The organism is Skermanella sp. (genome assembly GCF_059503625.1).
The window spans coordinates 1-11,140 of sequence record NZ_JCACHA010000714.1 but is presented as its reverse complement, the minus strand read 5'-3'; the positions used below and the strand labels follow the sequence as shown (position 1 = coordinate 11,140).

Here is an 11,140-nt window from a genome sequence, read left to right as displayed (position 1 = left end):
GCGGCCGTCCTGGGGCAGGCGGCGCTCGGCGATGTCGAGGCCGGCGAGGATCTTGATGCGGGAGACGACGGCGCGGTGGAGAGCTGCGGCGGGCGGTTCGATCGGGCTGAGGTCGCCGTCGATCCGGAGCCAGAGCAGCGGCCCGGCCTCGTGGCTTTCCAGGTGGATGTCGGAGGCGCGGCTTTCGACCGCCTGGATGATCATGCGGTTGACGAAGCGGACGACAGGGGCCTCGCTGGCGAGATCCTTGAGGCGCTGAAGGTCGTCGTCGGCCGCCGAGGTTGTGACATGGGTGTCGGAGGTGGAGCCGTCGTGGAGCTTGGCGACGGCCTTGCGGATATCCGACTGGGTCGCGACGCGCACCTTTACCGGCAGGTCGAACAGCAGGCTGGCGGCATGCAGGGCCGCCGCGTCCGTCGGGTCGGCGGAGGCGACGACGACATGGTCGTCCTCCAGCCGGAGCGGCAGCAGGCGGGCCTGTTCCATCCAGCGGGTGCTGGCGTCGCCGATCGCCTCGGTCGGCCACTCGTCCGCCTCGACCAGCGGGAGGGAGAGGGTGCGGGCGAGCGTTTCCGCGACGGTGTTCTCGGGGGCGATGCCAAGGTTGACGACGGCGCTGGGCAGGCCGATGCCGCTCTCGGCGGCGGCGCGGCGGGCACGCTCCAGCGAGGCGGCGGTGAGATGGCCGGACTCCAGCAATCCTGCGGCGAAGTCGTCCCCGGCGGTGGCCAGGGAAGCGCTGGACCGCTGGGGGGCTGGCGGGGTCTCGGCGAGGCTCGTCATGGCTGCACCAGTTGGGGAGCGAGGAAGACGACCCAGAGGGCCGCGGAAAGGGCCGGAACGAACGGGATGCGGTCGCCCCAGGCGACCCAGCCCCTATGGACCAGGAATGCGGCGGCGAGAAGGCCGAAGACGCCGGACAGGAACAGGACGCCGGGAAGCGCCGCCAGCCCGACCCAGGCGCCCGCGACAGCGAACAGGCGGACGTCGCCGCCGCCGATGCCGGCGTAGCCGCGCAGGCGCCGGAAGACTTCTCCGAGCAGCCAGATCGCCCCGGCGCCGGCAGCGGCGGCGGCGGCATGGATCAGCATGGCTTCCGGCTCGACCCACCATGTGGCGGCGAGACCGGCCGGGATCAGCGGCAGGGAGATGGCGTCGGGCACTTCCAGATGGCGCAGGTCGATCAACGCCAGCGTCAGCAGGACCCAGCCGAGCAGTGCCGCGAACAGGGACAGGGGAGCCGGCAGCGCCAGGACAGCGGCGGCTCCGGTAAGGGTGGCGGCGATCTCCACTCCGGGGTGGAGGCGGCGCAGGACGGCGGGCGCCGTGTCCGGCTCCCACGCGTCGTCCTGGCCTTCGGGGTCCGGTGGCGGGTAACGGTCCACGGCCATTCCGATCAGTCCGCCGACCAGGGGTCCCAATGCGATTATCAGCAGTTCCATGCCTTCCATCATAAACATACCCGACCGTTCCCGGAATACCGATGCGTGAGGCGTGAGACTGCCCGCGGCGCGACTGCCCATGGAAGGACGGCCCAAAATGGGATTTATTGCATAGTTATGACTTATTGGCGTTTGGGTCGGCCTAACGATCAACTGCACTTTCCCGTAGGAATGGGGCAGTGTCGAAAGTGGTGGAGCCGGATCATTCCTCGCAACCACCTGGATGCGCTTTTCAGGCAAACCGGGTCGGAGTGTTAGGAAAATGGCACTGGATCTATCGATTAACGAAAGTTTCAGCAAAAGATTTAGATCACCTGTTTCGTCACGGTTCTGGATATCGGGCAAACGTTCCATGAAGACACATGACAGGCCGACCCATTCAGGTCTGCGGCTCAGCATTACGGCATGCGCCATGCTGGCGCTTCTGGTGGGGTGTGCGCAGCAGCGCGAATCCCAGGCCAGGATCGACGAGCGCTTCGCCAAACTGATGCAGAGTGATGCCGGCACGGCCGGCAACCAGCCGACGGCGCTGGTTCCGGGCGGCGGGACGGGTACTTCGTCGAGCGTCAGGCGGGACGAGCCGCCGCGCCGTGCGGCGATCGTCGAGCGCGGCGGCTTGCGCATCCAGGTGCCCCAGACCTCCACGCGGCCGACGCTGACGGGCGAGAACGTCGAACTGAATTTCCCCGAGACCGATATCCGCGAATTCTCCCGCGCCGTGCTCGGCGATATCCTGGGGCTGAGCTATTCCGTCGACCCCAGGATCGAGGGCACGGTCAGCATCGACACCCGCGGGCCGATCCCGCGCCAGGACGTGCTGAACGTGGTTGAGCGGGTGCTTCAGATGCACGGCGTCGCCCTGGTGCCGTTCCCCGGCGGCTATCAGGTGGTGCCGGCCGAGGCCGCGCTGGCGAACGGACCGTCGATGGTCGGCGGCATCGGCACCGGTGTCCGCATCCTGCCGCTGCGCCATATCGAGGCGTCCAAGGCGGCCGAACTGCTGGCGCCGCTGACGCCGCGCGGCGCTCTCGTCTCGGTCGAGACCAAGCGGAACGTGCTTCTGCTCGCGGGGTCGCGGCCGCAGCTCGACCTGCTGGAAGCGACGGTGCAGGCGATCGACCTGGACCAGCTTCAGGGCATGTCCTTCGCGCTGAAGCCGCTGCGCTACGCCTCGCCGGCGGCGCTGGCGGAGGAACTGACGTCCATCTTCGGATCGGAGGAGGGGACGCAGGATGTCCGCTTCGTGCCGGTCGAGCGGATGAACGCCCTGGTCATCGTCACGCGCAACGCCGGCAGCATCGACCGCATGCTGTCCTGGGCGGAGCGGCTGGACCAGGAAGGCGGAGGGTCCGACCCCGAGCTGTTCGTCTACCCGATCCAGAACGGCAGGGCCGCCGACCTTGCCACGGCCCTGGGCCAGATCTTCGGCGCGGAACCTACCGGACAGCAGATCGGCGGCGTTGCGCCGGGCTTGCGGTCGCGCCAGCTTGCGCAATCGACCCTGCAGCGCAACCAGGGAGGGTTGGGGCAGGGCGGCGGACTGGGCCAGGGCGGGCTCGGACAGGGCGGCTTGGGCCAGAACGGGCTTGGCGGGCAGAGCGGCCAGGGCGGATTTGGCGGAGGCGGCCTGGGCGGAGGCCTCGGCGGCTTGGGCGGCGGACTGGGTGGACAGGGCGGATCGGGCTTCGGCAGCGGCGACGGCAGCGGCGGGGCGGGCGGCCAGAACGGCAGCGGCTTCACGGCTGTTTCGGCCCCGGGGCTGCGGATCATCGCCGACGACAGCCGCAACGCGCTGATCATCCAGGCGACGCGGCAGCAATTCCGCCGGATGGAAAACGCGCTCAGGCAGCTGGACACCCAGCCGCTCCAGGTGCTGATCGAGGCGACCATCGCCGAAGTCACGCTCAACGACCAGCTTCAGTACGGCCTGCAATGGTTCTTCAACAGCGGCAACTTCACGGCGTTGCTGAGCAGGACGGGCGGGGTCGACGTGCAGCCCCAGCTGCCGGGCTTCGCGGCGGTCTTCAACACGGCCGACGCCCGCGTCGTGCTGAGCGCGCTGGAAGCGATCACCGACGTCCGCGTGATATCCTCGCCCCAGGTGCTGGCGCTGACCAACGAGCCGGCTCTGCTTCAGGTCGGCGACAGCGTGCCGGTCCCTGTCCAGCAGGCCGTCAGCGTCGTCAATCCGGACGCGCCCATCGTCAACTCGGTCCAGTACGTCGATACCGGCGTCACCCTTCAGGTGACGCCGCGGGTCAACGAGAGCGGCATGGTCCGGATGGAGGTCGAGCAGAACGTTTCGGACGCGGCGCGGACGACCACGTCCGACATCAACGCTCCGACCATCCAGCAGCGCCGGATCGCCAGTACCGTCGCGGTCAAGAGCGGCGAGACCATCGGGCTGGGCGGCCTGATCCGCGACAGCGCCAGCGCCGGGCGGGACGGTTTGCCCTATCTGTCCGGGTTGCCGGTGGTGGGACCGCTGTTCGGCACCCGGACGACCGATGTCCGCCGCACCGAACTGCTGATCCTGCTGCGGCCCCGCATCGTGCAGACCGTCCAGGACGCCCGCGACATGACCAACGAGCTGCGGTCCAAGATGCAGGGGCTGCTGCCCGTGGTGCATAGGGAACCTTGAAGGGAGAGCCTTGAGGGAGAGATCGACAGTGAGACCGCCGATGCGCCGGCGCGGGTTCGCGCTGATCGCGGTGTTCTGGATCATCATGGTCGTCGGGCTGTTCGCGGCGATCGTGGTGTCGCGGACCGGCTTCGATCTGGACCGGAGCGGCTGGGCGGCCGGCATGGGCAAGGCGCGGGCGGCGGCCGACGGCGCCGTGGAGGAAGCGGCGTTCCAGCTCGTCGGGCGCATCAACGCCGGGACGCCGGTGCTGAACCTGCTCGATCTCGCCGAATTCGAGGTCAGGATCGACGACGTGCCGGTCCGCGTGACCGTGGCGGACGAGGACGGCAAGATCGACCTCAACGGCGCCCAGCCGGAACTCCTGGCGGTGCTGCTCCAGGCCGTCATGCGGGACAACAAGGGCTTGGCGGCGGAGGATGCGGCCGTTCTGGCCGACCGGATCGCCGATTTCCGGGACATCGACAACCTGCGCCGGCTGCACGGCGCCGAGGACCCCGAGTATCTTGCCGCGGGAGTGGCTGCAGGGGGCAAGGACGCGGCGTTCGACAGCATCGGCGAACTGGGGCAGGTGCTCGGCATGACCCCGGCCCTGGTCGAGGCGCTGACGCCCTATGTCACGATCTACAACGGCCGATCGCAGTTCGATCCGGAGTCCGGGCCGCTGCCGCTGAAGGCGCTGTCGCTAGGCCTGGAAGGCGCCGGCCTCGCCATCGCGGTGGCGCCGTCGCGCCACCGGGTCTTCACGGTCGACGCCGTCGCCGAGTTGCCGAACGGCGTCCTGTTCGAGCGCCGAGCCGTCCTGCGGATCACCGGCGACGCGCGCCAGCCCGTCACGTGGATCGGCTGGCGGCCGGGCGGGGCGATGTAACGCCCGACCCTTCAGGTCACATATGCTGGCCGTTGGCCAGCCGCGTGCCGTCGGCGTCTTCCTTCTGCGCCACTTCGGAGTCGTGACGGGTCGTCTCGACCCGAGGTTCTTCCCCGGGCTTGCCGAGATAGGCCTTCGCCTCGACCGTGTCGGTCTTGAAGACGACGCTCTCGCGCTGGATCGCACTGACTCGCCAGCCGCCGATCTCGCCGCCGAGGGCGACGCGATGCAGGCGGTGGCTTTCGGCCTCGAGCGCCACGATGGCGATGGAGCCTGGGCCGGACAGGGCGATGCCGCGCACGGTCGGTACGGGCAGGTCGGTGACCGCTTCCGGCTCCGCGGCATCGGCCAGCGCCAGGACGGGCTGCTGCGGCGGACGGCGGCCGGGAGTGAAGGGGGGACGGTCACGCAGGGTTTGCACCAGGGCCGCGTCGCCCGACGGTGCGGCGGCGGCAGTCTTGACCGGCTGCGGCGCCGGAGCAGGAGCGACGTCGACCGTGCCGGGGTCCGGTTGCCAGTTCAGCCCGGTGGCCAGTGTCGCGCCGCCGGCGCCCAGCGTCACCAGCGACAGGAGGAGTGCGGGGGAAAAGCGCATCACTTGTGTTCCTCAACGGCCAAAATCTCGAAATCGATCTGCATGTCCACCTGTGTCGCCTCGCGCTCCCCGTACCCGGTGCTTGCCGCCGCGATGTTGAGGTTGCGGACGGCGAGGGACGGATCCTGCCGGCGGGCGGTGTCGAGAAGCTTGACCAGCGCCTGTTCGTCGCCATAGGCCCTGACCCGCATGCCGAGCTGCAGCATACCGTGCTCGCGCCGGGGGGCAAGCGCCTGGACGCTGCGGGCCTGACTTCCGGACTCGGCCATGACCTTCTGGATCAGCGTCTGGAATTCCGCCGTGCCGAGCGCCTCGTTCTCGATACGCAGGACGCCGCTGCGCTGGGCCGCCGCTTTCTCCGCCTCGTCCACGGCTTGCTTCAGGGCGGGGATGCGATCGACCGTCGCGGTCAGGCGGGCGCGCCAGCCCGCCGCGTCGGCAAGCCGGTCCTGCGCCGCCGTCCAGCGGTCGAGCAGCGGCAGCACCGCCAGATTGACGGTGCCCGCCGTGACGCCGGCAAGGATCGCCAGAGCCAGAAGCTTCGACAGCCGGGGCGACAGCCTGGGCGACGACATCCGGGGCGACAGGTGGGGGGACAGGGTGTTCATCGTGCCTCCGGACGGCGGTTTGCGCGGTGTTCGGACTGCGGGCGCTGGGCGGGCGATCTGACGGCCGTGACCGGCGGCAGCGCCGAGGCGGTCCGGGTGTCTCCTTCGACCTCGAAGCCCAGGGAGAACTGCTCGCCGCCGTTGGCGACCGGCGTCACCGCCGCGCGGAAGGTCGGGTTGCGGAACAGGGGCGAGCCTTCGATCACTTCGGCGAGGGCGGCGGCGGACGCGCCGTGCCCGTCCACGTTGATCGTGCCGCCGTCGAAGCGGAAGGCCGTGAAGTGCGTATCGTCGCCGGCGACGCGCGCCAGTTCGGCCAGCAGGACGACGGGGGCGGTGCCGGACAGGAAGGTGTCCAGCGCGGTTTCCCGCGTCGCGATCTCGGTCAGCCGGTTCTCCAGGTCCACCGCCTTGATCGCCTGGGTGCGCAGGGCGGCGACATCGGCTTCGACGCTGTCGGCCATCGATTCCAGACGGAACAGCGGGATCAGCAGACCGGCGATCACCATGCCGATCCCCAGCACCGAAGCGAAGGTCGCCGCATGGCTCATGCGGGTTGTGGCCTGCCGGCCGCCGTGCCGGGGATCGCCGTCCAGCGTCAGCTCGACCTTGCCGACGCCTGAACCGGCGGCTGCTTTGTCCGTGCCGAAATCGACGGCGATGCTGTCCAGCGTCGCACCGGCTCCGTGCAGGACCTCGCGCACTGGGTCCAGCAGGCGCTTAGGCACGCAGACCATGTCCACCTTGAGCTTGCGGCCCGCCGTGTCGCGTTCCCGGATGCGGTAGCCGAGATGGACGTTGCCGGCCTTGAACGGCGTTCGGCGGTCGACCTCGAACCGGAGTGCGGCCGGGACGGCGCGTTCCGCCGCCAGCGGCAGTTCGACCGAAGCCACCACGGCGCGTCCGGCGTCGAACACGACGGCCGCGTGGCGGCGCTTGAGCCGGTGAGCCAGAATCTCGCGGTCCTCGTCCGAAAGCGGCAGCGGAAAGCTTCGCACGGAGCGGGAGGACCGGCGCAGCGTGACGCTCTCGGCGGAGATGTCGAGCCGAAGGGTCGAAGGCGCCATCAGTGCGCGACGCCGGCGGGGGACGCAGCCGCGCAGCTCTCCCGTCCACCATGTCCATCCAGCGGCTGCCGCAGCACCTATCTCGGGCAAATTCATGTCAATATCCCTGGTTCTTCAATATGACGAGGATGGGGGGCCACGCTTGCGCGGCGCCTCCTTCGAAATTCATCTGGATCATGGCCGGCAGGCGCGGACCCGGAGCCCATGAGTCGTGCCATCCCCGGTCGTCCGATCCGTCCCAGTAGCGGAACGAGACACGGCTTACGCCTTCGAGCATCAGGCGCTGGTCGACGGGCGCGTCGCCGCCGGGACGCAGCGGCTGCCATGTCGCCAGCAATCCGCCCGGCGCCTGTGCCAGCGTCATGACATGGGGACCGGCCATGCCGAAGCGCTCCGGCAGATCGGTCACGAAGCGGACGGATGCCGGCTCGCCGGCGAATACCAGGGGGGCACGCTCCCGCCGGCTGGAGCGGATGGGCATGGATGTCTCCAGCCAGTCCGCGATCTGGTGGCGGACCAGGAAGGAGTGCCCGCCGTCGCCGCGGGGAGCCGCGGCGCGGGCGGCCAGCGCTATGGCCTGCTGGCCGGCAACCATGATGAAGGCGAGAAGCGTCATCGCCACCAGCATTTCCAGCAGGGTGAAGCCTGGGCGGCAGGTCACTTGGCCGCTCCGGGAACGATCCGGCGGCCGGTCAGCGTGATGCTCTGGCTGCCTCTCATGGAGAGCCACGAGACATCGGCCCTGATATCGACGATGCCGGCGGCGGCCTGGCCCGACGAATTGGCGACGGTCCTGACGCAGCAGGTGGAGACCCGCCACGAGAACCCGGCCGGGGTATGGCCCTCCGCCGCTTCCTTGGCCGGAAGCGGAATGGTGCGCCCGGCCTCGGTCAGCAGCCGTTCGGCCAGCAGCACCGCTTCCTCGGTCCGCGACGCGCGCTCGGCCACGAGGCTGCCGAGCGAAATGCGCGGCATCAGGGCGCCCAGCGCGATGCCGAGGATGGCGAGCGCCACCAGCACTTCGATCAGGCTGAAGCCGGGACGGGCGGTGCGGAGGGGAAGGGCGGCGTCAGTCACGGACTTCGACCCTCCCGCTCAGCCAGTCGGCGGCTATCCGCGTCGGCTTGCCTTCGCTTCCCGGCATGTCGAGGAGGATGGTGCCGCCCGACGACCCGCCGTCCGGATAGAACCGGATCGCGGATGTCGCCGCATCGCGGACCGTGGCGCCGTCGACCCCGAGGACGCTGATGCCGGCATCCGGCAGCCGGCCCCGCGGCCCGGTCGGGATGGTACGCCATGTCCGGTCCTTGACGTCGAACAGGACCTCCACCGGGCTGCGCGTCGCCACCGCCATGAAGCGGGCACGCGACAGTCCGGAACCCAGTTCCTTGACGGCGGCGCGGTCCCTGGCCCCATCCGCCCAAGCGCCGCCGAGACGCGGCGCCGCCAGCATCGCCAGTCCCATGACCGTGATCACCACGAGCAGTTCGAGAAGGGTGAAGCCGGCGGGCCGGGTCATCTTACCAGCTACCCAGGTCCTGGTTTTCACCGGTGCCGCCGGTGGCGTTGTCGGCGCCCAGCGTGAACACCTCGACCTCGGCCCGCTCGCCCGGCGTGCGGTACTGGTACTCGCGGCCCCAGGGATCCTTGATCATGTCGGGCTTGCGCAGGTAGGGGCCGTTCCAGCGCTGCGCGCCGTTAGGCCGCTGCACCAGGGCCCGCAGTCCATCCTGGGCAGCCGGATAGCTGCCGGTATCGAGCCGGTACATATCGAGCGTGGTCGAGATGTTCTGGATCTGAAGCTTGGCGGCGTCCACCTTGGCGCCGCTAAGGTAGCGCGCCACAGCCGGAGCCGTCACTGACGCCAGCAACCCCAGGATCACAAGAACCACCAGCAGTTCGAGAAGGGTGAAGCCGGCGGCGGCGGCTGGGCGTTTACGGTTTGCCCGGCGCGCTTCAGTCGGATTGTGACCGGTCGGGTGGCGGCGCGCCTGTAGTCTGGCGGTCCTCATTGTCTGTTCTCCAGCATTCTATCTGCAAAGCGATGTGCAGTGTCCCTAATGGCAGGACGGGCTGGAGAACAGCATATTCCAGAATGAAGCGGGTTTGTGCTGGATTACTGCTAAAGAAAAACGACTATTCAAGCCGGGTGTCAGACTGTACCGAAGTGATGCCTAACCTGTTCCGCCAGAGTTCCCAATTCCGGTTTCTCCAATGCGCCCACCACGATATAAAGGTATCCGCCTGCATCCCATGCAGCTACTCTAATACCTTTGCCCGGATCATATTCGACTGGCTTCGTTTCGGGCTGATCCGACTTCGTGATGCAGATGGCGATCGGCTGCCGGCCCGGCGCCGTATAGAGGAGCTGCGCTATGGCCTGTCCATCCTCCGCCAGCAGCCGGCCGCCTTCGAAGGCCCATCCTTCCTGCGACAGGTCGGGCACGGAAAGGGTGCGTTGCAGCCTGGAGCCCAGCCATTCCTCTATGTGGTCCTTGCGGGAGGCGGGTACCTCGGCCAGATGCTCGGTCTCCCTCGCATAGACTTCATGGTATGCCGCGACGTCGGCCATGAACCCGGCACGCTCGTCCGATACGAAAGGGTTCATGAACAGGCCGGCGCCGACCATCAGCGCGAGCGCCGCCGCAACCGCCAGCCCTGAGATCATGGGATGGTTCCGGATGACCCTATGCCGGAACGAAGGCTTCAGGGGAACGACGTTGTTCCTGATGTCGCCATCGTTCAGGTTGCCGTCGCCCAGAGCGCCGTCTCCCGGTGCGCCGTCGCCGAAGGCGGCGCGCAGCAGGGCGGCGGTGTCCTCCATGTCCTTAACCTTACCCTGGGCAACAGGGTCCTGCGCCACCCGCGCCTTCACGGACGCGCGCGTTTCCGCGGACAGTTCCCCATCCACGTATGCTACGAGCAACTCGTCGGTCAACTCGATCATAGCTGATTCGTGCCGCGCCACATCGCCGGGCAAGGTTCCCGGCTGGCATTCGGTCGCGCCTTTCCGTTCGTTACTTCGGTCGTGTCCGTGATCCATGGTCGCTCTGCCGCTCGTAGTTCCGGCCAAGGTACTTTGCTGGATCAGCCGATATTCTGTACAAGCCTGGAGCCTTCTCCAGCTTGCGACTGCCGCATGCGTGAAGCAAGCGCCAGCCGCGCCCGCGCCAGCCGGCTCATCAGCGTGCCGACGGGTATCGCCAGCACGCCCGCGGCTTCCTGGTAGCTCATTCCCTCGACACAGACCAGCATCAAGGCCGCGCGCTGCTCTACCGGAAGCTTCGCCATTTCGAGGCGCACCTTTGCCAGGGTGGACCTTACGCCGATCGTGTGCTCGCCGTTTTCACCCGCGATTTCCAGACCGGCCTCGATCGGTTCCGAGAGCTTGTTGCGCATGCTGCGCTTCTCGTCGATCCAGGCATTGTGGATCACTCTGTACATCCAGCTCTCCAGGCACAGAATGCCGTCGTAAGCGTCCGGTTTTTTCAGCAGCCGTTCGCACGCCTGCTGCACCAGATCGTCGGCGGCATCCCTGGAACCGGTCAGGACGCGCGCAAAACGTTGCAGCTTCGGCAAGATTGTTATGAGTTTTTCTTTCACGGCCTTGCCATATATTGAGAAAGCCCAGAGGTAATATTGTTTCTACTCTTCCTTCCCGTCGACTCCCCCTTCGAGCGGGCAGGCATTTGTGAAAAGACATTATGACAATTACCGAGCTTTTCCATGGGCAGAATAAGGACAATACCAATGGTTGGTAACGGCATAAGTTTTTCGGGGTAGGGAGATTTAGGGAATCTCCAAAAGAACGGTATATCCAAAGAAGTACAGGGCGAGCTGAAACCAGGCAGGGCCATGTCGTCGATCCCTAATAGGGCTTGTCAGAATCGTTTTGCAAGTCGATGCAAATGGTTCG

General features: G+C 67.7%; 13 protein-coding genes. 2 read left to right on the top strand and 11 right to left on the bottom strand.

The genetic code is table 11. The features are described 5' to 3' along the window. On the bottom strand, nt 1–783 hold a 783-nt coding region (locus tag AC5JJ6_RS23975; RefSeq protein ID WP_496044470.1), incomplete at its 3' end, for a GspE/PulE family protein. Beyond that, nucleotides 780–1,442: a prepilin peptidase gene (locus AC5JJ6_RS23970; protein WP_496044469.1), complete on the bottom strand. Its 663-nt coding sequence runs from the start codon at nt 1,440–1,442 to the stop codon at nt 780–782. The genes AC5JJ6_RS23975 and AC5JJ6_RS23970, both read right to left, overlap by 4 nt. Before the next feature lie 352 nt (nt 1,443–1,794). Here AC5JJ6_RS23970 and gspD point away from each other — a divergent pair, with 352 nt between their 5' ends. Beyond that, the gene (gspD, locus tag AC5JJ6_RS23965) at nt 1,795–4,083 is read left to right on the top strand and encodes a type II secretion system secretin GspD (protein ID WP_496044468.1); all 2,289 of its coding nucleotides are present in this window, start codon (nt 1,795–1,797) and stop codon (nt 4,081–4,083) included. A 28-nt stretch (nt 4,084–4,111) separates the two neighbouring features. After that, a complete protein-coding gene (locus AC5JJ6_RS23960; protein WP_496044467.1) occupies nt 4,112–4,954 on the top strand; it encodes a type II secretion system minor pseudopilin in 843 nt (280 codons plus the stop codon). Between the two features lie 16 nt (nt 4,955–4,970). On the opposite strand, the gene AC5JJ6_RS23955 is transcribed toward AC5JJ6_RS23960, so the two are convergent. The 9 genes from AC5JJ6_RS23955 to AC5JJ6_RS23915 all read right to left on the bottom strand — a co-directional run bounded on the left by AC5JJ6_RS23955 (nt 4,971) and on the right by AC5JJ6_RS23915 (nt 10,803). After that, nucleotides 4,971–5,549 carry a hypothetical protein gene (locus AC5JJ6_RS23955; RefSeq protein WP_496044466.1) on the bottom strand — a complete coding sequence of 193 codons (579 nt, stop codon included), beginning with the start codon at nt 5,547–5,549 and terminating at the stop codon, nt 4,971–4,973. Continuing rightward, nucleotides 5,549–6,157 carry a type II secretion system protein GspM gene (gene gspM / locus AC5JJ6_RS23950; RefSeq protein WP_496044465.1) on the bottom strand — a complete coding sequence of 203 codons (609 nt, stop codon included), beginning with the start codon at nt 6,155–6,157 and terminating at the stop codon, nt 5,549–5,551. Before gspM ends, AC5JJ6_RS23955 begins: the two co-directional genes overlap by 1 nt. Further along, nucleotides 6,154–7,320 (bottom strand): PilN domain-containing protein, encoded by a 1,167-nt coding sequence (locus AC5JJ6_RS23945; protein WP_496044464.1) that lies wholly within the window; start codon nt 7,318–7,320, stop codon nt 6,154–6,156. Before AC5JJ6_RS23945 ends, gspM begins: the two co-directional genes overlap by 4 nt. 1 nt (nt 7,321) lies before the next feature. Continuing rightward, a complete protein-coding gene (locus AC5JJ6_RS23940; RefSeq protein ID WP_496044463.1) occupies nt 7,322–7,885 on the bottom strand; it encodes a type II secretion system protein GspJ in 564 nt (187 codons plus the stop codon). Further along, the gene (locus tag AC5JJ6_RS23935) at nt 7,882–8,301 is read right to left on the bottom strand and encodes a type II secretion system protein (RefSeq protein ID WP_496044462.1); all 420 of its coding nucleotides are present in this window, start codon (nt 8,299–8,301) and stop codon (nt 7,882–7,884) included. Before AC5JJ6_RS23935 ends, AC5JJ6_RS23940 begins: the two co-directional genes overlap by 4 nt. Further along, the gene (locus AC5JJ6_RS23930) at nt 8,294–8,743 is read right to left on the bottom strand and encodes a GspH/FimT family pseudopilin (protein ID WP_496044461.1); all 450 of its coding nucleotides are present in this window, start codon (nt 8,741–8,743) and stop codon (nt 8,294–8,296) included. Before AC5JJ6_RS23930 ends, AC5JJ6_RS23935 begins: the two co-directional genes overlap by 8 nt. 1 nt (nt 8,744) lies before the next feature. Further along, on the bottom strand, nt 8,745–9,236 hold the full coding sequence (gspG, locus tag AC5JJ6_RS23925; protein ID WP_496044460.1) for a type II secretion system major pseudopilin GspG: 492 nt from the start codon (nt 9,234–9,236) through the stop codon (nt 8,745–8,747). Nucleotides 9,237–9,376: 140 nt separating this feature from the next. Continuing rightward, nucleotides 9,377–10,171 carry an anti-sigma factor family protein gene (locus tag AC5JJ6_RS23920; RefSeq protein ID WP_496044459.1) on the bottom strand — a complete coding sequence of 265 codons (795 nt, stop codon included), beginning with the start codon at nt 10,169–10,171 and terminating at the stop codon, nt 9,377–9,379. Nucleotides 10,172–10,311: 140 nt separating this feature from the next. Continuing rightward, a complete protein-coding gene (locus tag AC5JJ6_RS23915) occupies nt 10,312–10,803 on the bottom strand; it encodes an RNA polymerase sigma factor (protein WP_496044458.1) in 492 nt (163 codons plus the stop codon). Nucleotides 10,804–11,140 lie beyond the last annotated feature (337 nt).

What these genes read in the sequence shown, in the direction of transcription:
- gspG (WP_496044460.1), bottom strand. Translation starts at nt 9,236, where the DNA reads ATGAGGACCGCCAGACTACAGGCGCGCCGCCACCCGACCGGTCACAAT.
- gspM (WP_496044465.1), bottom strand. Translation starts at nt 6,157, where the DNA reads ATGAACACCCTGTCCCCCCACCTGTCGCCCCGGATGTCGTCGCCCAGG.
- AC5JJ6_RS23930 (WP_496044461.1), bottom strand. Translation starts at nt 8,743, where the DNA reads ATGACCCGGCCCGCCGGCTTCACCCTTCTCGAACTGCTCGTGGTGATC.
- AC5JJ6_RS23920 (WP_496044459.1), bottom strand. Translation starts at nt 10,171, where the DNA reads ATGATCGAGTTGACCGACGAGTTGCTCGTAGCATACGTGGATGGGGAA.
- AC5JJ6_RS23945 (WP_496044464.1), bottom strand. Translation starts at nt 7,320, where the DNA reads ATGAATTTGCCCGAGATAGGTGCTGCGGCAGCCGCTGGATGGACATGG.
- AC5JJ6_RS23970 (WP_496044469.1), bottom strand. Translation starts at nt 1,442, where the DNA reads ATGGAACTGCTGATAATCGCATTGGGACCCCTGGTCGGCGGACTGATC.
- AC5JJ6_RS23955 (WP_496044466.1), bottom strand. Translation starts at nt 5,549, where the DNA reads ATGCGCTTTTCCCCCGCACTCCTCCTGTCGCTGGTGACGCTGGGCGCC.
- gspD (WP_496044468.1), top strand. Translation starts at nt 1,795, where the DNA reads ATGAAGACACATGACAGGCCGACCCATTCAGGTCTGCGGCTCAGCATT.